The organism is Rhodococcus sp. 05-340-2, assembly GCF_002258915.1.
Lineage (GTDB): Bacteria > Actinomycetota > Actinomycetes > Mycobacteriales > Mycobacteriaceae > Rhodococcoides.
Genome location: NZ_NOYU01000038.1, coordinates 174,556 through 195,493 on the forward strand (window position 1 = coordinate 174,556; position 20,938 = coordinate 195,493).

Sequence of the window (20,938 nt, forward strand, 5' to 3'; positions counted from 1 at the left end):
GCGCCGACGGCAAGATACATAGTGCCTCGCGGAGCGCAGGAGTACCGCACGGACTCTCTCGCCGCCTCTGGTCGGGTCGACAGCATCAGGAGGATCTTCGTGGCTCGATCGAGTGCAGCATCGTTCGTCGGAGTCGCCTACGCGTTCGTCGTGGCGATGATGGGTACGACCATGCCGACGCCGCTCTACGCGTTGTACGAGGTCGAATTCGGCTTCTCGGTATTCGTCGTCACGCTGGTGTTCGCCGCGTACGCCGTGGGTGTGCTCGGAGCCCTGCTGGCCTTCGGGCGGTGGTCCGATTCGCTCGGTCGTCGTCCGATGCTGTTGGCGGGCATCGCGTTCGGATTGATCAGTGCCGTGGTGTTCGTGACTGCGGATTCGCTCACGGCCCTGGTGATCGGGCGAGTGCTGTCCGGGTTGTCGGCCGGGATCTTCGTCGGAACGGCGACGGTGACCCTGATCGAGCTGGTACCGGACGCGTGGCGGGATCGTGCTCCGGCGATTGCCACGGCGGCCAATATCGGCGGACTCGGCCTGGGCCCGCTGGTGGCCGGGTTGCTGGCCGAATACCTTCCGCAACCGCTACGCCTGACCTTCTACGTCGACATCGGCCTGCTCGCGGTGGCTGCCCTGGCGGTGTTTCTCGCTCCCGAAACCGTTCGGGTCGCAGCGGGGGCGCGCCCGCAGATGCAACGACTGTCTGTTCCGGCGGACGTCCGTGGCACTTTTCTGCGCGCGTCGATCGGTGGTTTCGCCGGGTTCGCGGTGCTCGGCCTGTTCACCGCGGTATCGCCGGGTTTCATCGCGGGTGTGCTGCAGATCGACAACCATGCCGTCACCGGAGTCGTGGTGTTCGCGGTCTTCGCTTCGTCCGCGACCGCGCAGATATCGATACGCCGGGCCGATCCGACGTCGGCGCAGCGCTGGGGTTGCTTCGTTCTGACGGTCGGGCTGGTGGTCCTGGCTCTGTCGTTGGTACTGACGTCGCTGCCGGTCCTGGTGATCGCGGCACTGCTGTGCGGCATCGGGCAGGGCGTGACGTTCAGCAACGGTATGGCGGCCATCGCCGCGGGGCTTCCGCCGGAACGTCGAGCAGAAGTGACCTCAACGTTTTTCGTGGTGCTGTACGTGGCCATCTCGGTGCCGGTCATCGGGGCCGGGGCTGCGGCGAACGAATGGGGATTGGTGACCGCGGGACTGGTGTTCTCCGCGCTCATCGCAGCGCTCGCGGCGGTGGCGTTCGTGCTGCTCACCCTCGACGGCAGGAAGGCCGGGGCGTCCCACTACTCCTGACCCGGGTGGCGTTGCGCCGGAGTCGATTCGCGGTGCCGCGCAGTCGATCGCCAAGTACCTCGGTGTTCGTGCGCGAGTCACCCGGAGTTTGTCGGTGCCCCGAAGTAGGGTCTGAGACCGTGATCATCGTGAGTACGGACGGCTCGTGTCTGCGTAACCCCGGCGGAGCAATCGGGTGGGCGTGGGTCAACCACACGGGGCCGAGCAACTCCGGTGGTGAGCCCTCGGGCACCAACCAGGTCGCGGAGCTCAGGGCCCTGCTGGAGGCGGTTCTGGCTCACCCCGGCCCCGAGCCGTTGTTGATCGAATCCGATTCGCAGTACGCCATCAAGTGCGCGTCCGAGTGGCTCGCGGGCTGGAAGCGCAAGGGCTGGAAGACAGCGGGCGGTACCCCGGTACGCAACCTGGAGCTGGTGCAGAGCATCGAGCGGGCCATCACCGAACGTGAAGGCCCGGTCCGGTTCCGGTGGGTCCGCGGACACGTCGGCAATCACTTCAACGAAGCAGCCGACGCCCTGGCCGGGGAGGCCGCGCGAGCCGTGGCTGCAGGGGGTGCGGTGTCCACTGCCGCAACAGCACCCGCGAAGAAGGCACCTGTGAAGACGGCACCTGTGAAAACGGCACCGGTGAAGACGGCACCCGCCCCGGCAACTGCCGCCCCGACAGCCTCGGCCCCGACGGCGCGTGAGGCGTCGACGTCCGACGACGCGGTTCCGACGCTGTTCTGATCGCTCATTCCGCCTGGTCGTGGGAATTACGCGCCGGCAGTCGATAGAATCACGACATTCCACTCAATTCGGATTCTCTGACACCGGAGGCGTCGAGCGCACTGTGCACGCCATCGATCCCCCTCGGCCGCCCATGGCCACTGCTTCGTCGGAGGGCACTGCTCCGGCCGTTCGTTGTCGAGTGATCGCATGGTGATCACCGCGATACTCTCCTTGCTTCTCGGCTTTGTGCTCACCGCCGCGATCATCGCGGCCAACGGATACTTCGTGGCCCAGGAGTTCGCCTACATGTCCGTCGACCGGGCGACGCTGCGTACCGGAGCCGAGAAGGGCGACGCGTCGGCCGAGCGAGCACTGAAGGTCACCAAGCGCACCTCGTTCATGCTGTCGGGCGCGCAGCTGGGCATCACGGTCACCGGTCTGATGGTCGGCTACGTGGCCGAGCCGTTCATCGGCGAATCGTTGGGCGAGTTGCTGAGCAGTGCCGGAGTTCCCATCGCGGTGGGTATTTCGATCGGCACGGTGGGCGCTCTCGTGCTTGCGACCGTCGTGCAGATGATCTTCGGCGAGCTCTATCCGAAGAATCTCGCGATCGCCAGCCCCGACCCGCTGTCCCGACGCCTTGCCCGCTCGACGCTGATCTACCTGGCCGCGTTCGGTTGGCTGATCACCTTCTTCGACAAGTCCTCCAACGCGATGCTGCGTCTGCTGCGCGTCGAGCCGGTGCACGACGTGGACAGCAGCGCCACCGCGAAGGACCTCGAGAGCATCATCGAGGACTCCCGCGCGAGCGGGGATCTCACCGAAGATCTCTCGTTGTTGCTCGACCGCATCCTGGATTTTCCGGAGCGCGATGTCGCACACGCGATGATTCCTCGCACTCGGGTGGACGCGGTCACCCCCACCACTGCCATCGGTGAGATGCGGGCGCGGATGGTGCGTGCGCACACCCGGTATCCGGTGATCGGGGACCGTGAGGAGCCGATCGGTGTGGTGCAGCTGGCCGAGGTGTTGGCTGCCGCGCCCGACGACCGGCGTCCGGTCACCGAGATCATGCGGGCACCGCTGATCGTGCCGGAGCTCATGCCCCTGGAGGATGCCCTGGAGTTGTTGTCCAGCACCAAGAACGAGCTGGCCTGTGTCATCGACGAGTACGGCGGATTTGCCGGGGTGCTCACCATCGAGGATCTTGCCGAGGAACTGGTCGGTGAGATCACCGACGAGCACGACGACGAGGACATCGCAGGCGTGCACGATCAGGAAGACGGAGTGTGGCTCATGGACGGCGACGTCCACGTCGACGAGGTCGAACGCACCATCGGTCGCGACATGCTGTTGCCGAGAGGCGATTACGAGACGCTTGCCGGCCTGCTCATCGCGGAGGGCGGGAATCTGCCCGAGGTCGGAGAAACTGTGCGTATCGACCTCGCGGTGTTCGGGGCCGACCTGATGGAAGACGAACCGCCGCGTCCGTCCCTCGAAGTCGAGGTGCTCGAGGTGGATCGGCACGTGCCGAGTGAGCTGAGAATCAGACTGCACGAGAACTCACCGGACGGCATCGAGAATTCGCCGGAGTCGGACGAGGAGACGGACCGATGAACGCGTGGGTCGTCGTCGCGGTGACGGTACTGCTCATCGCGCTGAGTGCGTTCTTCGTCGTCATCGAGTTCGCGCTGCTCGGTGCCCGCAGGCATCGACTGGAGGAGAAGGCAGGCACGAGCCGATCGGTGCGGGCGGCGCTGCGCGGAATGAACGAGTTGACGATCATGCTGGCGGGCGCGCAGCTGGGCATCACGGCCTGCACCTTCGCGCTCGGTGCCGTCACCAAACCCGCCGTCGATTCCTGGCTGGGTCCGGTGTTCACCTCGTGGGGTGTGCCGGGTTGGTTGGCCGGAACCGCCGCGTTCGCGCTGTCGCTGTTGGTCGTCACCTTCCTGCATCTGGTGATCGGTGAGATGGCCCCGAAGTCCTGGGCCATCGCGCACCCCGAACTCGCTGCCACCATCATCGGGTTGCCGTCTCGGGCGTTCATCCGCCCCTTCCGGCTGTTCCTGGTGTGGGTCAACAAGATCGCCAACACGCTCGTCCAACGGTCGGGAGTGGAGCCGGTCGAGAACGCCGCGGTCGGCGGTCGCGATGCGGAGACCATCCGCAACCTGGTCGAGTACTCGTCGCAGGTCGGTGTGCTGGAACCTGAACTGCAGACCCAGATCACCCGGGTGATCGAACTCGAGACACTGACCGTCGACAAGATCACGGTGCTCGACTCCGAGGCGACCTCGGTGCCGCACGGTGCCACTGTCTCCGATGTGCAGGAGGCGGCGTTGCGCTCCGGTCACCTTCGGGTACTGCTCACCGACAGCTCCGGCGCGACGCCCGGCGTCGTCCACGTGCGGGACACGTTGCTGGCCGACGTCGGTGAACCGGCCGCCGATTACGCACGGGAGGCCTACTCGGTCGACGGATCGACACCGGTGTACGAATTGCTACGGCAGATGCGCAACCGCAGCGTGCAGCTCGCGGTCGTCGAGACCGGCGGGCAGTTCCTCGGCATCGTCACGCTCACCGACGTCATCAAACGGGTACTGCCCACGGCTCCTGCTGCGTAGCAGAACAATTCAGCCGCGCGGTTGCATCCGGCTGTTGGGTAGCGGAGGTGCGTGCAGTCGAGATCCCGGATAGCCCTCGACGGTGCCGAACTGTTCGCTGCCGCGCTCGTAGGCGGCCCGATACTCGACGACGTCCTCGTGGCTGCGGCCGACGAAGTTCCACCACATGACGATCTGCTCGCCGAACGGCGGTCCGCCGAGCAGCAGCATCCGCACCGGCTCTCGGGTCGGATTGTGCAGATCGAGCGTCGAGCCGCCCGGTTCGCGGTAGCCGAGATCGGCTGCGGCGAGCACTGTCTCGTCCATCGTCACGGTGCCCTGACCGACGATGACGCCGTGCTCGAACGTCGGGTCGACGTCGAGGGTGACGCGGGCTCCTGCGTCGAGCACGATCTCGGCTCCGAGGAGTGGGGTGAACGTGGCCACCGGCGAGGTCTCGCCGAGCAGTGAGCCGAGGAACACTCGTGCGGTCAGCCCCTGGCTCGTGTGGGTCTGTGGCACGTAGTGCTCGAAAGTCGGTGCGGTGAAACGAGATCGAGCCGGAAGTGCAACCCACAGTTGCATACCGTGCAGAATCTCCGTCTGCGGGGTCGAGGTCTCGGAGTGACTGATGCCGTGGCCGGCCGTCATCAGGTTCAGCTCGCCGGGCCGGACCATGGCGTGTGATCCGACGCTGTCGCGGTGTTCGATCTCGCCGGAGAAGAGCCAGCTGACGGTCTGGAGCCCGGTGTGCGGGTGTGGCGGCACGTCCATCGGTGAGGTGTCGGGACCGTAGTGGTCTGCGAAGCACCACGCACCGATCAGTGAACGCTGCCGCTGCGGGAGCGTACGCCGAACCTTCAGTGCGCGTGGACCGCCCAGGGGAACCTCGCGTGGGGTGAGAATCTCGATGGTCATTCGATGCCTGCCTGTGTGGTTCGGAGCCCTGCCTGTGTTTTTCGGAGCTTGGTGCAGAGCCGGTCGAGCTCGGCGAGTTCGTGGCCGTCCAGTGCGCCACCGACCAGTCGTGCGATCTGTGTCGCATGCTTGCGGCCGATCGATTTCTGCAGGTCCGCCCCTGCCTCGGTCAGGCAGATCACCGTCCCGCGCTTGTCCGACGGATCGCTCTGTCGGACAATGTAACCCATCGTCGTGAGCCGGTCGCACATCCTGCTCAACGACGGTTGACTCAGGAGGATCCGCTCGTTGAGTTCGTGCAGTCGGAGTGCGCGAGTGGGGCTGCTGCTCAAGGTGAACAACACGTCGTACTCGCGCACGCCGATCGGCTTCCAGATGTCCTCGGCGGTGAAGCGTCGCATCAGCGTCACCTGGGAGCGGAAGAGTGACTCCCAGGCATCGACTGCCGCCTCGGTTCTAGATCGAGACACGGGCGTTTCGTTCGGCCAGGGTGCTCGCGTGAGTCGGAGGATTCTCCGGAACACCCTCCGGGCGTCGGGCAGCGAATTCCTTGCGCAGCACCGGCACCACATCTGCGCCCAGGATGTCGAGCTGCTCGAGCACGGTCTTCAGCGGCAGTCCGGCGTGGTCCATCAGGAACAGTTGGCGCTGGTAGTCGCCGAAGAAATCCGCGAAGGCCAGGGTCTTCTCGATGACCTGCTGCGGAGATCCGACAGTCAGCGGAGTCTGTTCGGTGAACTCCTCCATGCTAGGGCCGTGGCCGTACACCGGAGCGTTGTCGAAGTACGGTCGGAATTCCGTTACCGCGTCCTGGCTGTTCTTGCGCATGAACACCTGTCCGCCCAGGCCGACGATCGCCTGGTCTGCACGCCCGTGCCCGTAGTGCTCGTAGCGTTCGCGGTAGAGGTCGATCAGCGCGATGTAGTGCTCCTTCGGCCAGAAGATGTTGTTCGCGAAGAATCCGTCACCGTGATAGGCGGCGATCTCTGCGATCTCGGGGCTGCGAATGGAGCCGTGCCAGACGAACGGCGGAATGCCGTCTAGCGGTCGCGGCGTGGAGGTGAACCCGTCGAGCGGGGTGCGGAAGTTGCCCTTCCAGGTCACGACGTCCTCGGTCCACAGGCGTCGGAGCAGTTGGTAGTTCTCGAGCGCCAGCGGGATGCCCTGACGGATGTCCTGGCCGAACCACGGATAGACCGGACCGGTGTTGCCGCGGCCCATGATGAGGTCGACGCGTCCCTCGGCGAGATGCTGCAGCATCGCGTAGTCCTCGGCGATCTTCACCGGATCGTTGGTGGTGATCAGCGTGGTCGACGTCGAGAGAATCAGCTTCTCGGTCTGCGCGGCGATGAAGCCGAGCATGGTCGTGGGAGACGACGGCACGAAGGGCGGGTTGTGGTGCTCGCCGGTCGCGAAGACGTCGAGCCCGACGTCTTCGGCGTGCTTGGCGATGGTGACCATCGACCGGATGCGCTCGTGTTCGGTGGGCGTCACTCCCGTCGTGGGGTCGGTGGTGACGTCTCCGACGGTGAAGATTCCGAACTGCACAGTGTGCTCCTACCCGAACAAAGTTCATGCGTTTGCATCGACTGCGTCGTACAACGGTGGGGCGTCACGCGCTATTCCACGTCGTTCACCGGACGAGTGACGCGGTTCCGCTCAACAGTCGCACGTCGTAGGCCTCGACCGCACCGTGCACCTCGGTCGATCCACCGTGGACCGTGTACAGCACCGCGTAGGAGGTGAACGTGACCGGTTGGCCGTCGTCGGGGTCGATAGTGACGCGTGGCAACACGACCAGCAGGTGGGTCCGGTTACCGTCCGACAGATTTTCTACGACGGTGCGAACCTCGAATCCCAGGTCCGATCGGGTGACGTCGGTGGACTCCAGCGTCTGCCCGCTCAGAACGAGTTGCGCCGCCCAGACGCCGGCGGATCGGTGGGCATCGAGGGTCCCGGTGATGTCGTCGCCGGTGAAGTCGTAGTGATTCGCTGCTGTGAAAGGCATGGTCACAGGCTATTCCTCGGGTCGTGAAAAATCTTCGGAAAAATTTCCCATCCGGTACCCATCCACCTCGAGGGGGGCTGCGAATGAACAGTGAGACACCCGCTACTGCTGTCGCCCCCGACCGCCGTCAGTAGTGGGTGTCTCCCTTTGTCTGTAGGGGAAAGGCGTGCATCGGTCGCGGGAACGACGGGCGAGCGCTCCGCAGGCCGGGCGAGACCGGATCAGGGGATTTCGGGCGAGCCGAAACGGTGATCGGTACGCTTTCGGACCTGGGCAGTTCGTTTCACAAGGGAGCCCCATGCACGAAGACTTTCGATCGCCCGTAGCGCGGCACAGCGAGCGATCGAATGCGTCCCTACGACCACGTTCGGTGCGGGCGCACGGCGCGACACGGAGTCGCCACCGCAAACGGTCGACCCCACTCCTGCCTCCGAGGTCGATCCCGAGTACCACCGTTCCGCCGCTCGGACCCCAGCCCAGTGCAGCTCAGGTTCTTCGCCACTGGTTCGCTGCTCCGCACGATTTCGACTGGATCTTCGTGCACAAGTCGACTCGTCCGCTGCACCGATTGATCCGAGTCGTGTTCGCCAGCTGTGTGGCCCTGTACGCCGTCGTGTCGATCCTGATGCTGGCCTCGCCGAACGGGCCGACCGGATCGGGTCCTGTTGCCTACGTACTCTTCATCCTGGTTCTGCAGTTCGCCACGATCGTGTGGTTGCTCGTCGGGCCGCTGCCGGATCGCAAGTGGCAGTTGGTGGCGTTCCTGGTGTTCGGCGACGTCGGGCTTGCGTCGGTGATTCTTCTCGATGTACCCACGTCGGCGCTGATCGGCACGTTCCTCTTCGCGCTGACAGGGTCGATGTGCACATTCTTTCTCGGACCGAGGCTGCTTGTCGCTCACCTGGTGTTCGCCAATCTGGTGATCGTCTACATCGGGGTGGCCGCGTACACGCAGGGTTTGTGGGGGCCGTGGGATGCGATCGCCGCAGTGCTGGTTGCAGGAGGTGCGACGTCGGGTGTCCCGATCTTCGCCCAGATCGCCTGGTCGTTGGTGTGCGAGGACGCACGGCAATCCGAGATCGATCCGCTGACCCGCTTGAAGAACAGACGCGGACTGCAGAATGCCATCGAAGACCTGTGGACGGTCGCTCACGGCGAGCAGCTGGCGCTCGTCCTCGTACTCGTCGACATCGATCGGTTCAAGAGCGTCAACGACCGCTACGGACACGACCAGGGCGACGCCGTCATCGTCCTCGTTGCCGACCGTCTCCGCGACCACCTCGGCACGTCGGGGGTGGTGGCGAGAACAGGGGGCGAGGAGTTCGTAGCCGTCCTCGTCGGCGAGGCAGAACAACTGTGTGAGCTGGTGGCGGAGGTGAGCGGCACTCTGACGAATCGCTCGGATCCGATACCGGTCACAGTGAGCGCCGGCGCCGTCGTGATCGCTCCCGATTCCGATGCGTGGACCGCAGGGGTCGACGTGGTCAACGATGCGACGCGCGTGGCGGACTCCCTCATGTACCGAGCGAAGGCGGACGGCGGAAATCGAACGATGCTCGAGACGATGTGGCCGTAGCCATGTCGGCGACCCCGACTTCGAGCTCTACGTCACCCAGGACATGGTGGACGCCGCGCACGAACGCGGGATACGAGTCATTCCGTGGACCGTCGACGATCCCGACACCATGCGTGCACTGATGGATCTGGGCGTCGACGGCCTGATCACCGATTACCCCGACCGGGTTCGTGCCGTCATGAGCGAGCGCGGACTTCCTCTGCCCGAGCCCGCTCGGTGACGGTCCCTCGTCAGAACGGGTAGCCGACCCCGGTCAACTTCTCGCTGGCGTCCCACAGCTTCGCAGCCAGAGCGGGGTCCTGTGCGGTCTTGGTCATGCTCGCCGGGCCCGGCTTACCGCGCGTCTCGAACAAGGACTTGGGGCCGCTGTACGTGCCGCCACCCGCAACGTCGACGGCGTAGAGCGTGGGACGTGCTCCGGCACTGGCAGATTGCGAAAAGATCTTCAGTCCGATCGGAGCGAGAGTGGCCAGGATCTTGTTGCTGCCCAGACCGTCGGGGCTCGAGTACAGCTCGGTGGCCGAGATTCCGGGGTGCGCGGCATTGCTGGTGATCTTCAGTCCGGCCTTGTCGATCCGGCGCTGGAGTTCGAGCGCGAACAGGATGTTCGCAAGCTTGGAGTTCGCGTACCCGCGCTGGGGGTTGTACCCACGCTCGAGCTGGAGATTGTCGAAATCGAGCTTGGGGCCCTGCCGGTGCGCGACGGAAGCGATGGTGGTGATCTTCGCGTCCGCAGCGAGCTTGGGGAACAGCAGGCCGGTCAGGGCGAAGTGGCCGAGGTGATTGGTGCCGAGCTGGAGCTCGAACCCGTCCGCCGTCTCGTTCCGCAATGCAGGCATCATGACGCCCGCATTGTTGATCAGCACGTCGATCGACTCCGGTGCCGACTCTGCGTACGCACGCACCGAGGCCAGGTCGGCGAGGTTCAGGGTGGCGGTGTCGACGGTTCCGCGGGGTGCCTCCGCCGATATCTTCGCCGCGGCGGCATCGGCCTTGTCCTTGTTGCGGCAGGCGAGCGTCACGTGGTCGCCTCGCTTCGCCAACTCCAAGGCGGTGTAGTAGCCGATGCCGGTGTTCGCACCGGTGATGACAACGCGTCTCTGCTTGGTTTCGGGCACGCCGCCAGGCTACCGGTCTGTTTTAGACTTTGCCCGTGAGCAGAGCAGAAGCCGACGAGCACGCGGACTTTCCGAAGGGCACCGGACTTCCCGCGTCTCGGGCATTCCGCGCGGCGGGGTACACGTGCTTGGACGATCTCGCAGGGGTGCCCGCGGCCGAGCTGAAGAAGTTGCACGGTGTCGGCCCGGCATCGCTGACGGTAATCCAGGCTGCGTTGGAGCAGACCGGTCGATCGCTCGGCTGAACCGGTCGAGTCTCAGGCCCAGTGACTCGGACGCGTCACCGATTGTGGGAGTCGCGTCGCCTCGTCACCCTTCGCCGCATCGATCTGGAACTGTGTCGCGAAGATGCTGCCGCGTAGATCCGTACCTCGGAGGTCGGCACCCCGGAGGTCTGCACCGATCAGGTCGGCCAGGCGCAGGTCGGCACCACGCAGGGTGGCCCCGATGAGGTACGTGCCGCGCAGGCTCGCGCCGCGCAGATCCGCGTCGGCCAGTTGTGCGCCGATCATGTCGCGGCCACGGTAGTTCTTCTTCTCGCCCTTCACTTCGGCACGAACCAGATCGCTTGCTGCGAGCAGCAACTCGTTGATCCGTGCACGCAGACCGGAGACGTCGACCGAGCGCAGAACGTCGGGTGCCGACTCGGTCAGCGCATCCAAGTCTGCGTACTCGCCGGACAGTCGATCGTGCAGTGTCGCGGTCGAATCCCGGTCACGCGCATCCGCCAGATACCAGAGCAACTCGTGCAGATCACGCATGATCGGGAACACCGCGAACATCTCCGACGAGTTCGACGGCTGCTGCCGCCAGTCCCGTCCGGCGAACGTGGACTGCGACACCTTCTGGCCCGCACCGAAGCAGTCGTACACCGTGCACCCGGGAAAGCCCTTCTCCCGCAGCGTCGGGTGAATGCCGCACCGTGAGTCCTGCCGAAGATTGCGGCACGGCTCACCGGCGGCCTTGTCGACGGCGAAGTCCGAGGACTTCGCGAAGGGCAGAGCGACGCAACAGAGTCCGAAACAACTGCCGCAGTCGGCCAGTAAGTTCTCGGGCGCGTGCATGCGTCCACTCTGTCCCTCGGCGCGGGGCAGCGTCAAACGAGATTGTTCGCGGCCGACAGCAGTGCATTCAACGAGGAGGCGACGACGGATCCGTCGATCCCCACTCCCCACGCCGACTTCCCGCCCCGACGAACCTCGACATACGTTGCCGCTCCACTGTCCGAGCCGTGAGTGGTGGAGTGCTGAGACAGACCGAGCACCTCGACTCCGAGAATCTGCGCCAATGCGTCGACCGGCCCGGTTCCGGCGGCGCTGTGGTGATGCTCGCCGTCGTCGTCGGCGAGGGTGACCGACAGGGTGGAGTCCGCATCTATCGACCACGCCACCAATGTGCGACGGCCGGTGCGAATGTAGTTGTCCTCGAACAGGGTCCAGATCTCCTTGGAGCTGATCTCGGTCCCCGTCGAGTCGGTGTCGTGCTGGACCACCCGGGCGAAGTCGATCTGCAATCTGCGGGGGAGTTCCAGGCCGTGGTCCACCGACAGCAGATACGCGATCCCACCCTTTCCGGATTGGCTGTTCACCCGGATGACTGCGTCGTAGTCGCGTCCCACGTCGGCGGGATCTATCGGCAGGTACGGCACCGCCCATGGCGCGAGGTCGGGGTCGACGCCGAGGCGGTCGGCCTCGATGCGGTGGTGAACCATGCCCTTCTTGATCGCGTCCTGATGCGTTCCCGAGAACGCGGTGTAGACGAGGTCGCCCGCGTACGGGTGCCGTTCGTGCACGTCGATTCGGTTGCAGTACTCCACCGTTCGGCGAATCTCGTCGATGTCGGAGAAGTCGATCATCGGGTCGATACCCTGGGCGTGCAGGTTGAGGGCCAGCGTCACCAGGTCGACGTTCCCGGTCCGCTCCCCGTTGCCGAACAGGCACCCCTCGACGCGTTGCGCGCCGGCCAGCACCGCCAACTCTGCGCACGCGACTCCGGTGCCTCGGTCGTTGTGCGGGTGCACCGACAGGATCACCGAGTCTCGGCGGTCCAGGTGTCGATGCATGTACTCGATCTGGTCGGCGTAGACGTTTGGGGACGAGATCTCCACTGTGGCAGGGAGATTGTGGATAACCGGGCGATCGGCGCTGGCATCCCAGATCCGCGACATGCCGTTGCAGATCTCGAGCACGTAGTCGGGTTCGGTCAGGTTGAACACTTCCGGCGAGAACTCGAAGCGAACCCCGCTCCTGTCTCCGGCTGTTCGTGCTATCCGCTCGCCGGCCTCGAAGATCAACCGGCGCAGTGCATCACGGGAATGTCCGAGCACCACCTCGCGCCAGGTCGGTGCCGTCGCGGTGTAAATGTGCACCACCACGTCGGGTAGTCCTTCGACCGAGGCGAAGGTCTGTTCGATCAGATCGGCTCGGGCTGCGGTGAACACGACGATCGTCACGTCCTCGGGCACGGTACCGACGAGAGACCGAACGAAGTCGAAGTCGGCGCGACTCGCCGACGGGTACCCCACCTCGATCTCCTTGTAGCCCAAGTTCACGAGCAGGTCGAACATGCGGCGCTTGCGGTGCGGATCCATGGGCTCGGCGAGCGCTTGGTTGCCGTCCCGGAGATCGACCGGAACCCACAGCGGGGCGGCGGTGAAGGTTGCTGTGGGCCAGCACCTTTCCTGATCGATGACGGTGACACGGCGGTGCACGTCGCGGTAGCGGTGCGAGGGCATCGGGCTGGGTTGTTGGCGGTTGCTGAACACGGTGATCGTCGTCCTCGGGTGTGTGGGTCTCTGCTATCGGCGACCGGCGCGGTGTCGTACCCCGCGACGGGGTGCCGGTCGGCGATCGACCCCGTCGCGGCGTGGAAGAAGGAGCACGCACCCAAACATGTCTGAGGACTGTAATGCAAAAGTTACTTCTCAGACAAGTGGTGACGGGGGATACTGGTGTCCGTGTCCACCGAACATCTCCGTCCCGCAGATCGCGCAGTCACCGAACTGGGTCGCCGCATCGGTGCGGGCGAATGGCCGGTGGGCGCGAAATTGCCGGGTGAGACGTCCCTCGCGCACGAGCTGGGGGTCGGCCGATCCACCGTGCGCGAGGCCGTGCGGGTGCTCGCTACCCGAGGGCTGGTGAGATCGCGGCAAGGCGCCGGGGTGTTCGTCGTCGCAGACTCGGTTCCGATCGACGTCTCCGCATCGGTACAGCGTGCCGGCCTGGCTCAGGTGCAGGAGGTGCGTCGCATCGTCGAGATCGACGCCGCAGGCTTGGCCGCCGAGCGTCGTACGGATGCCGACGTCGAGCGGATGCGGCGCGCACTCGACGCGCGGCACGCCGCCGCGAGCGAGTCCGACGCGGCGTTCGTGAACGCGGACATCGACTTCCACGTCGCAGTGGTGGCCGCCGCCCACAATTCCCTGCTCTCGGATCTCTTCGAGTCCTTCCTGCCACGACTGCGGGCCGAACTGCTGGCCTACACCTCGGAGGTACTCGCACGGCCACGTGGAACCGAGCCCGACGTGGACCTGCACGAAGCACTGTTCGACGCCATCGCGGCGGGAGACCGGGCCGCGGCGGTCTCGGTGGCACGCGAGCACCTGGGCTGAGCTACTGCCCCGTCCTGTCGTGCGACATACCGCGCTACAGTGTTTCCGCGGGCGAGTGAGCGGGCGGGCGAACAGCACTCCGGAAGGCACGATCGATGTCGGAACTCGAGTACGGCCAGGTGGTGTCCGCGTTGCGCGGTGCCGGGTGCGTGTTCGCCGAAGAGGAAGCCGACATCCTCGTCGAGTCCGCGTCGACGCCGGCAGAGCTGACCGCGATGCTCGCGCGCCGCGTCGCCGGTGAACCGCTCGAGCATGTCGTCGGCTGGGTCGCGTTCTGTGGTCGACGCATCGCCGTCGCACCGGGCGTGTTCGTACCTCGCCGTCGAACCGAATTTCTCGTCGAATGTGCTGCGGCGCTGCATCCTTCGGTGTTGCTCGACCTGTGCTGCGGTTCGGGGGCGATAGGCCTGTCGGTCGATGGTGTCACCGAGTTGCACGCTGCCGACGTCGACGCGGTGGCGGTGGAGTGTGCATCGCGCAATGTCGCACACGTAGGGGGCGCGGTCCCGGCCGGTCACGTTCATCGCGGTGACCTGTACGACGCCGTGCCGCCGGAGATGCGCGGCAGATTCGATGCGATCGTCGTCAACGCGCCCTACGTCCCGACGGGCGACATCGGGTTGATGCCACGAGAGGCGCGCATCCACGAGCCGCACATCGCACTCGACGGCGGTACGGACGGTGCCGAGATTCATCGTCGTGTCGCCGTCGGCGCTCCGCAATGGCTGGCTCCGGGTGGCCATCTGCTCATCGAAACCAGTGCAGCACTGGCGCATTCGACGCTGCGTGCCGTGATCGACGCCGGCTTCGCCGGTCGTATCGCCGAATCCGAGGCGCTCGATGCCGTCGTGGTGATCGGTTCGATGGACGAGCAGTGATCGACCGGGTGTTTCGATCGTGGGTCACCGTGGCATCCCCCGGGCATGACTACATTGCTGTTTGCGGTAACCGCTGCCGACCACTGGACCCTGAACGACGGAACGAAGCACCCCACCGGGTACTGGGCCGAGGAGCTCGTCGAGTCCCATCGCACGTTCGTCGACGCAGGCTGGGACATCACCGTCGCGACGCCGGGCGGTAAGGCTCCGGTCGTCGACGAGGGCAGCCTGGCCGTCGATGCCAACGGCGGCGACGAGGAGAAGGTGGCGGATCAGAAGAGCTACCTCGCCTCGATCGAGTCGATCCTGTCCTCACCCGCAAAGTTGGAGGACCAGAAGGCGTCCGACTTCGACGTCGTCTTCGTTCCCGGCGGTCACGGACCGATGGAAGACCTCGCGGTCTCCGAGAGCTTCGGGGCACTGGTGGTCGACTTCCTCGACTCGAACAAGGTCGTCTCGGCGGTATGCCACGCGCCTGCCGCCTTGCTGCCGGCGGTCCGCAGCGACGGAACCTGGGCGTTCGACGGGTACGAGCTCACCGGATTCACCGACGAGGAGGAGACCCAGGCCGGTCTCGCCGAGAAGGCCCCGTGGTTGCTCGAATCCCGGTTGCGCGAGAACGGCGCGAAGTTCGATTCCACCGACGCATGGGCACCGAACGTCGTCGTCGACCGAAACCTGTACACCGGCCAGAACCCGGCATCGACGCGTCCCCTTGCGGAGAAGCTGGTCAGCGCGCTGAAGTAGTCGTTGTCAGCGGCCGGTGTTCTGCCCACGGAGAACACCGGCCATCGGTGGGAACATCACTACTGCTTTCGAAGTTGAGCCCCTATAGCTCAATCCTTTGGAGGAGAAGTGACCGAAACCGTTCGTGTCCCCGTGCTGTTCCTAACCGACCCGATCGTCCTGCCCGGGATGGTGGTGCCCGTCGAACTCGACGAGGCAGCGCGTGCCGCCGTCGACGCCGCGAAGGCGAGCAACGACGGCACGCTGCTCGTTGCGCCGCGTCTCGAAGACCGCTACGCCGCGTACGGAGTCCTCGCCACGATCGTCCAGATGGGACGCCTGGCGGACGGTCGACCGGCCGCTGTCATCAAGGCCGGTCGCCGCGCGCACATCGGCCACGGCGTCAGCGGCCCCGGTGCCGCCCTGTGGGTCGAGGCGGAGCCCGTTCCGGATGTACTCACCGGCAGCCCCGTCGACGACGGTCTCGATGCGCTCGCGGCCGAGTACAAGCGTCTCGTGGTGGCGATGCTGCAGCGCCGCGACGCGTGGCAGGTGATCGACTCGGTCAACAAGCTCACCGACCCAGGCGCGATCGCGGACACGGCGGGTTACGCGTCGTATCTCACCGACGTGCAGAAGCGGGACCTTCTCGAAACCCCGGATGTGGCAACGCGTCTGACGTCGCTCATCGAGTGGACCAAGGCCCATCTCGCCGAAGTCGAGGTCAACGACAAGATCTCCGGCGACGTCCGCGAGGGTATGGAGAAGACTCAGAAGGAGTTTCTGCTCCGGCAGCAGTTGGCGGCCATCCGCAAGGAACTCGGCGAGGACGAGCCCGACGGTGCGGACGACTACCGTGGCCGCGTCGAGGCTGCGGACCTGCCCGAGAAGGTGCGCGAACAGGCGCTGCGTGAGGTCGGCAAACTCGAGCGGGCCAGCGATCAGAGCCCCGAGTCGGGCTGGATCCGCACCTGGCTCGATACCGTGCTCGATCTGCCGTGGAACAACACCACGACCGACAACAACGACATCGACTCTGCACGTGCGGTTCTCGATGCCGACCACCACGGGCTCGACGACGTGAAGGATCGGATCGTCGAGTACCTGGCCGTCCGGGCGCGTCGCTCCGAGCGTGGTCTGCAGTCGGTCGGTGGGCGTGGGTCCGGTGCCGTCATGGTGCTCGCAGGTCCGCCCGGAGTCGGCAAGACCTCGCTCGGTGAGTCGGTGGCCCGTGCGCTCGGTCGGAAGTTCGTGCGCGTCGCGCTCGGCGGCGTCCGCGACGAGGCCGAGATCCGTGGGCACCGTCGTACCTACGTCGGCGCGCTGCCGGGTCGGATCGTGCGGGCCATCGGTGAGGCGGGATCGATGAATCCCGTTGTCCTGCTGGACGAGATCGACAAGGTCGGCTCGGACTATCGCGGTGACCCCAGTGCCGCTCTGCTCGAGGTGCTCGACCCCGCGCAGAACCACACGTTCCGCGATCATTACCTCGATCTGGATCTCGACCTGTCCGACGTGGTCTTTCTCGCTACGGCCAACGTGATCGACCAGATTCCCGGGCCACTGCTCGACCGCATGGAATTGGTGACCATCGACGGCTACACCGAGGACGACAAGGTCGTCATCGCCCGGAACTACCTGCTGCCCCGTCAGATGGACAGGGCGGCAATCACATCCGAAGAGGTGACGGTCACCGACGCCGCGCTGCGCAAGATCGCGGCCGATTACACCCGTGAGCCGGGAGTGCGGCAACTCGAGCGACTGCTGGCCAAGGCGCTTCGCAAGGTTGCGACGAAGTTGGTGGGCATCACGGATGGCCTGGAGATCGGCGAGCCGGACCTGGTGACGTACCTCGGTCGCCCACGGTTCACGCCCGAAGCGCACGAGCGAACCGAAGTACCGGGTGTGGCAACGGGTCTCGCGGTCACCGGACTCGGCGGCGATGTGCTGTTCATCGAGGCTGCGGCGACCGAAGGTGACTCCAGGCTCGAGCTCACCGGCCAGCTCGGCGACGTGATGAAGGAGTCCGCACAGATCGCGCTGTCCTACGTGCGCTCGCACGCAGCACAATTCGGCGTCACGCAGGAATCTCTCGATCGCCGCATTCACGTGCACGTTCCGGCGGGCGCGGTGCCGAAGGACGGTCCTTCGGCCGGTGTGACGATGGTGACGGCCCTGGTGTCGATGGCCACCGGGCGGCCGGTGCGCTCGGATGTCGGGATGACCGGTGAGGTCACGTTGAACGGACGGGTGCTGCCGATCGGCGGGGTGAAGCAGAAGTTGCTGGCTGCGCAGCGTGCGGGACTGAAGACGGTGTTCATTCCGGCGCGCAACGAACCGGATCTGGACGACGTACCCGCAGAGGTGTTGGAGGCGTTGGATGTTCGCCCGATGACCGACGTCGCCGACATCCTGGCGCTCGCGCTGGAGCCGGCGGAGGCAACTGCTGCGGCGTAGTACCACGGTGAGCGCCCAGGGAGGGGCAGGCGGCATCGGTCGCCTGCCCCTCCCGTCGGTCTCGGGTGCCGCGCTTGACCTCGAGCTATGTCGAGGTTCTACGTTGGTGGGATGAGTATGGAGATGACCGCCTGGAACCAGATGTATCGCACGATGAACAGGCCCGACACCCAGTCGTCGTTCTCCAAGGAGACGGCCCGCAGGATTCTGACGTTCGCGGCACCGCATCGCCGCGCCCTCGGTGGATTCCTGGTGCTCAGCGTGGCCCTGGCCGTCCTTGCGGTGGCGACGCCGGTGCTGGCGGGCCGGGTGGTCAATGCCATCGTCGACGGGCGAGAGCTGCGTGTGGTGGTGCTGCTGGCCCTGGCGATCGCGGCGATCGCTGTGGTGGACGCAGTGGTCGGTCTGATCAATCGATGGCTCTCGGCGAACATCGGCGAAAGCTTGATTCTGGATCTGCGGACGGCAGTGTTCGACCACGTGCAGCGGATGCCGATCGCATTCTTCACGCGAACCCGCACCGGTGCGTTGGTGAGCCGACTCAACAACGACGTGATCGGGGCGCAGCGCGCATTCAGCACCACGCTGTCCGGTGTCGTCAGCAATCTCGTGACCCTGGTGCTGACGTTGGTGGTGATGATCGGAATCTCCTGGCAGATCACCCTTCTCGCATTGGTCCTGCTGCCGGTGTTCGTGCTTCCCGCGCGTCGGATGGGTCGACGCCTCGCGCGGCTGCAACGCGAAGCGGCAGCGCACAATTCGGCGATGAGTACGCAGATGACCGAGCGGTTCTCGGCTCCGGGAGCAACACTGGTGAAACTGTTCGGTCATCCCGACCAGGAATCGGTCGAGTTCGCGGTGCGGGCGGCCAGGGTGCGCGACATCGGAGTGCGCAGTGCCATGGTGCAGACGGTGTTCGTGACGGCGCTGACGCTCGTCTCGGCACTGGCTCTCGCCGTGGTGTACGGATTGGGCGGCTTCTACGCCCTCAGTGGGAGCCTGGACCCGGGTTCGGTTGTGGCACTGTCACTTCTGTTGGCTCGGCTGTACTCGCCGTTGACCGCGCTTGCCAGTGCCCGGGTTGAGGTCATGAGCGCGTTGGTGAGCTTCGAGCGGGTCTTCGAGGTTCTCGATCTCGTTCCGTTGATCACCGACAAGCCCGACGCGAAAGCTCTACCGGCCGGTCCGGTGGCCGTCGAACTCGACGATGTCAGGTTCGCGTACCCGTCCGCGGACAAAGTGTCGCTCGCGTCGCTCGAGGAGGTCGCAACCCTGGATTCGCGCGGGGGAGAGGAGGTTCTGCACGGGGTGTCGTTCCGAGCCGAACCCGGCCAGATGGTCGCGCTGGTCGGTACGTCCGGCGCGGGCAAGTCCACGATCGCGCAGTTGATCGCACGGCTGTACGACGTCGATGGCGGTGCGGTCCGGCTCGGAGGCGTCGACGTGCGGGACCTGACGGCCGAATCCGTCCGCGGCACAGTGGGAATGGTGACCCAGGACGGGCATCTGTTCCACGAGAGCATCCGGTCGAATCTGCTGCTGCCGCGGCCCGATGCCACCGACGACGAACTGTGGGACGCGCTCTCGAGGGCGCGGCTCGCGGACCTCGTGCGTTCCCTGCCCGACGGCCTGGACACCGTCGTCGGCGAGCGCGGGTACCGACTCTCCGGTGGTGAGCGTCAGCGACTGACGATCGCACGGTTGCTGATCGCGCAGCCACGGGTCGTCATCCTCGACGAGGCAACGGCATCGTTGGATTCGACGTCGGAGGCCGCTGTGCAGGCCGCGTTGGCCGAGGCTCTGGAGGGTAAGACGTCGGTGGTCATCGCGCATCGACTCTCGACCATCAGGGCTGCGGACGTGATCCTGGTGATCGAGGACGGGCGAGTCGCCGAACGCGGCACGCACGACGAGCTCCTCGCGGCGGGTGGCCGCTACGAGGAGCTGCATCGGACGCAGTTCGCGCAGGTGGAGTGACCTTCACGAAACCGGGAGCGGAGCCTGCGGAGTGACCTTATGCCGGGTCGGGGACCACGGTCGCTGGGTCGTTGTCGGTTGCGGCGGCGAGCATCGGGGTGAATCCGTCGATCGCGTAGTCCAGCGACAGTGGGCTCGAGTAGCCGAGGGCCGAGGGTAGGTCCGTACTGAAGGAGCCGATGTAGACGGTGCGGTCCTGCCGAACGACGTCGAGGGCGGCGAGTAGTGGGTTGGCCTGCAGCTGCTCGCGGCCCTGGCCGGCGATGACGAGGACGTCGGTGTCGAGTCGGTCGAGATTCTCCGGGCTGATGGTCTCGGAGGCGTCGGGAATCTCGAAGCCGAGGTCGGTGAAGAACAGGGCGCGGATGTCGTCCTTGCCGAGAAGCAGGTAGCTGCCGTCGTCCATGACGAACGCGAGGGACAGCGACTTGCCGGTGAACTGAGGGTTCTCGGCCTCGGTGGTGGCGAATTTCTGCTCGAGCTCGGCCGTCTGGTCCTGGGCTTCCTGCGACTTGCCGAGCGCTTCGCCGACGACCGCGAATTCCTGCTGCCACGTTGCCGCGGGCACGTTGTCGTAGCCGCCGATGTCGGCGATCGTGGGAGCCATCCCGGTTAGGGTGTCGTACTGGCCCTGGTCGATGAAGGAGTACGGGCCGAGAATCAGATCGGGTGCCTGTGCGGCGATCTGCTCCAGGTTGAGATCGGTGCTGCCGACTTCGGGAATCTCGGTGCCGCCCAGCGCCTCCTGGGCCCAGGGGCGCTGCCGGTAGTCGTAGCTCAGGTTGCCGCGCGTTGCGACGGGCTTGACGCCCAGCGCGAGTGCGAAGTCCTGTTCGTTGAATCCGATCGTCACGACGCGGGTGGGCTCGGTGTCGATGACCGTCTCACCGAATCGGTGATCGATGGTGACCGGGAAGCCGGCGGCGCTACCGGGGCTACCGGATGCGTCGGTGTCGGCATCGGACGAACAGCCGGCAGCCAGTGCCAGAACGGAGGCACCGGCGGCGACGAGCTGGACGGTCTTCTTCATGGGATCTCCTCGCAGCAGAACTTAGCGAGGT

Annotated in this window: 19 protein-coding genes and 2 pseudogenes; 12 read left to right on the top strand and 9 right to left on the bottom strand. The window is 65.7% G+C overall.

Annotated elements, in window-relative coordinates; genetic code table 11:
• The first annotated feature begins 99 nt into the window (after positions 1 to 99).
• Entirely contained in the window at positions 100 to 1,293 is a 1,194-nt protein-coding gene (locus CH271_RS23480; protein WP_037195488.1) for an MFS transporter, read from the top strand.
• A pseudogene (locus CH271_RS29655) lies at positions 1,176 to 1,814 on the top strand (ribonuclease H family protein); the annotation flags it as partial. The gene CH271_RS23480 and the pseudogene CH271_RS29655, both read left to right, overlap by 118 nt.
• On the opposite strand, the gene CH271_RS29660 reads toward CH271_RS29655, so the two are convergent.
• Positions 1,784 to 2,029 carry a pentapeptide repeat-containing protein gene (locus CH271_RS29660; protein ID WP_373453595.1) on the bottom strand — a complete coding sequence of 82 codons (246 nt, stop codon included), beginning with the start codon at positions 2,027 to 2,029 and terminating at the stop codon, positions 1,784 to 1,786. The pseudogene CH271_RS29655 and the gene CH271_RS29660 sit on opposite strands and share 31 nt — an antisense overlap.
• A gap of 184 nt (positions 2,030 to 2,213) precedes the next feature.
• On the opposite strand from CH271_RS29660, the gene CH271_RS23490 reads away from it, so the two are divergent.
• Positions 2,214 to 3,620 carry a hemolysin family protein gene (locus CH271_RS23490; RefSeq protein ID WP_094635116.1) on the top strand — a complete coding sequence of 469 codons (1,407 nt, stop codon included), beginning with the start codon at positions 2,214 to 2,216 and terminating at the stop codon, positions 3,618 to 3,620.
• A complete protein-coding gene (locus tag CH271_RS23495; RefSeq protein WP_037194853.1) occupies positions 3,617 to 4,630 on the top strand; it encodes a hemolysin family protein in 1,014 nt (337 codons plus the stop codon). The genes CH271_RS23490 and CH271_RS23495 overlap by 4 nt, the downstream gene beginning before the upstream one ends.
• A gap of 9 nt (positions 4,631 to 4,639) precedes the next feature.
• Here the strand turns inward: CH271_RS23495 and CH271_RS23500 are convergent, their stop codons facing one another.
• The 4 genes from CH271_RS23500 to CH271_RS23515 form a co-directional block, all read right to left on the bottom strand.
• Positions 4,640 to 5,527, bottom strand: coding sequence for a pirin family protein (locus CH271_RS23500; RefSeq protein WP_094635051.1), 888 nt, complete (start codon positions 5,525 to 5,527; stop codon positions 4,640 to 4,642).
• Complete coding sequence (locus CH271_RS23505; RefSeq protein ID WP_256986523.1) at positions 5,524 to 5,997, bottom strand: MarR family winged helix-turn-helix transcriptional regulator; 474 nt, start codon at positions 5,995 to 5,997, stop codon at positions 5,524 to 5,526. Before CH271_RS23505 ends, CH271_RS23500 begins: the two co-directional genes overlap by 4 nt.
• Positions 5,984 to 7,075, bottom strand: a complete 1,092-nt coding sequence (locus CH271_RS23510) for an LLM class flavin-dependent oxidoreductase (RefSeq protein WP_037194848.1) — start codon at positions 7,073 to 7,075, stop codon at positions 5,984 to 5,986. Before CH271_RS23510 ends, CH271_RS23505 begins: the two co-directional genes overlap by 14 nt.
• Before the next feature lie 85 nt (positions 7,076 to 7,160).
• Complete coding sequence (locus CH271_RS23515) at positions 7,161 to 7,535, bottom strand: hypothetical protein (RefSeq protein ID WP_094635053.1); 375 nt, start codon at positions 7,533 to 7,535, stop codon at positions 7,161 to 7,163.
• Positions 7,536 to 8,073: 538 nt separating this feature from the next.
• Here CH271_RS23515 and CH271_RS23520 point away from each other — a divergent pair.
• Both CH271_RS23520 and CH271_RS29435 read left to right on the top strand, forming a co-directional pair.
• Positions 8,074 to 9,111, top strand: coding sequence for a GGDEF domain-containing protein (locus CH271_RS23520; protein ID WP_176460674.1), 1,038 nt, complete (start codon positions 8,074 to 8,076; stop codon positions 9,109 to 9,111).
• 4 nt (positions 9,112 to 9,115) lie between these two features.
• Positions 9,116 to 9,331 (top strand): annotated as a pseudogene (locus CH271_RS29435) (glycerophosphodiester phosphodiesterase); the annotation flags it as partial.
• 10 nt (positions 9,332 to 9,341) lie between these two features.
• On the opposite strand, the gene CH271_RS23530 reads toward CH271_RS29435, so the two are convergent.
• Positions 9,342 to 10,229: an oxidoreductase gene (locus CH271_RS23530; protein ID WP_094635056.1), complete on the bottom strand. Its 888-nt coding sequence runs from the start codon at positions 10,227 to 10,229 to the stop codon at positions 9,342 to 9,344.
• A gap of 35 nt (positions 10,230 to 10,264) precedes the next feature.
• Here CH271_RS23530 and CH271_RS23535 point away from each other — a divergent pair, with 35 nt between their 5' ends.
• Positions 10,265 to 10,474, top strand: coding sequence for a DNA-binding protein (locus CH271_RS23535; RefSeq protein ID WP_094635057.1), 210 nt, complete (start codon positions 10,265 to 10,267; stop codon positions 10,472 to 10,474).
• 12 nt (positions 10,475 to 10,486) lie between these two features.
• Here the strand turns inward: CH271_RS23535 and CH271_RS23540 are convergent, their stop codons facing one another.
• Together CH271_RS23540 and CH271_RS23545 are read right to left on the bottom strand one after the other, a co-directional pair.
• Positions 10,487 to 11,293, bottom strand: coding sequence for a pentapeptide repeat-containing protein (locus CH271_RS23540; RefSeq protein ID WP_094635058.1), 807 nt, complete (start codon positions 11,291 to 11,293; stop codon positions 10,487 to 10,489).
• Between the two features lie 32 nt (positions 11,294 to 11,325).
• Positions 11,326 to 12,963, bottom strand: coding sequence for a 2-isopropylmalate synthase (locus CH271_RS23545; protein ID WP_094635059.1), 1,638 nt, complete (start codon positions 12,961 to 12,963; stop codon positions 11,326 to 11,328).
• Between the two features lie 222 nt (positions 12,964 to 13,185).
• On the opposite strand from CH271_RS23545, the gene CH271_RS23550 reads away from it, so the two are divergent.
• From CH271_RS23550 to CH271_RS23570, 5 genes are all read left to right on the top strand, one after another.
• The gene (locus CH271_RS23550) at positions 13,186 to 13,839 is read left to right on the top strand and encodes a FadR/GntR family transcriptional regulator (RefSeq protein ID WP_037195483.1); all 654 of its coding nucleotides are present in this window, start codon (positions 13,186 to 13,188) and stop codon (positions 13,837 to 13,839) included.
• 95 nt (positions 13,840 to 13,934) lie between these two features.
• The gene (locus tag CH271_RS23555; protein ID WP_094635060.1) at positions 13,935 to 14,717 is read left to right on the top strand and encodes a putative protein N(5)-glutamine methyltransferase; all 783 of its coding nucleotides are present in this window, start codon (positions 13,935 to 13,937) and stop codon (positions 14,715 to 14,717) included.
• Between the two features lie 45 nt (positions 14,718 to 14,762).
• The gene (locus CH271_RS23560) at positions 14,763 to 15,464 is read left to right on the top strand and encodes a type 1 glutamine amidotransferase domain-containing protein (protein WP_094635061.1); all 702 of its coding nucleotides are present in this window, start codon (positions 14,763 to 14,765) and stop codon (positions 15,462 to 15,464) included.
• A gap of 108 nt (positions 15,465 to 15,572) precedes the next feature.
• Positions 15,573 to 17,900: an endopeptidase La gene (gene lon / locus CH271_RS23565; protein ID WP_094635062.1), complete on the top strand. Its 2,328-nt coding sequence runs from the start codon at positions 15,573 to 15,575 to the stop codon at positions 17,898 to 17,900.
• Positions 17,901 to 18,011: 111 nt separating this feature from the next.
• Positions 18,012 to 19,877, top strand: a complete 1,866-nt coding sequence (locus CH271_RS23570; protein WP_094635063.1) for an ABC transporter ATP-binding protein — start codon at positions 18,012 to 18,014, stop codon at positions 19,875 to 19,877.
• Positions 19,878 to 19,914: 37 nt separating this feature from the next.
• On the opposite strand, the gene CH271_RS23575 is transcribed toward CH271_RS23570, so the two are convergent.
• The gene (locus CH271_RS23575; RefSeq protein ID WP_094635064.1) at positions 19,915 to 20,907 is read right to left on the bottom strand and encodes an iron-siderophore ABC transporter substrate-binding protein; all 993 of its coding nucleotides are present in this window, start codon (positions 20,905 to 20,907) and stop codon (positions 19,915 to 19,917) included.
• Positions 20,908 to 20,938: the final 31 nt, after the last annotated feature.

Excerpts from the sequence above, each read along its gene's own strand:
- CH271_RS23540 (WP_094635058.1), bottom strand. The coding sequence starts at position 11,293 with ATGCACGCGCCCGAGAACTTACTGGCCGACTGCGGCAGTTGTTTCGGA.
- CH271_RS23575 (WP_094635064.1), bottom strand. The coding sequence starts at position 20,907 with ATGAAGAAGACCGTCCAGCTCGTCGCCGCCGGTGCCTCCGTTCTGGCA.
- CH271_RS23560 (WP_094635061.1), top strand. The coding sequence starts at position 14,763 with ATGACTACATTGCTGTTTGCGGTAACCGCTGCCGACCACTGGACCCTG.
- CH271_RS23555 (WP_094635060.1), top strand. The coding sequence starts at position 13,935 with ATGTCGGAACTCGAGTACGGCCAGGTGGTGTCCGCGTTGCGCGGTGCC.
- CH271_RS23495 (WP_037194853.1), top strand. The coding sequence starts at position 3,617 with ATGAACGCGTGGGTCGTCGTCGCGGTGACGGTACTGCTCATCGCGCTG.
- CH271_RS23570 (WP_094635063.1), top strand. The coding sequence starts at position 18,012 with ATGAGTATGGAGATGACCGCCTGGAACCAGATGTATCGCACGATGAAC.
- CH271_RS23500 (WP_094635051.1), bottom strand. The coding sequence starts at position 5,527 with ATGACCATCGAGATTCTCACCCCACGCGAGGTTCCCCTGGGCGGTCCA.
- CH271_RS29660 (WP_373453595.1), bottom strand. The coding sequence starts at position 2,029 with ATGAGCGATCAGAACAGCGTCGGAACCGCGTCGTCGGACGTCGACGCC.
- CH271_RS23515 (WP_094635053.1), bottom strand. The coding sequence starts at position 7,535 with ATGCCTTTCACAGCAGCGAATCACTACGACTTCACCGGCGACGACATC.
- CH271_RS23545 (WP_094635059.1), bottom strand. The coding sequence starts at position 12,963 with ATGCCCTCGCACCGCTACCGCGACGTGCACCGCCGTGTCACCGTCATC.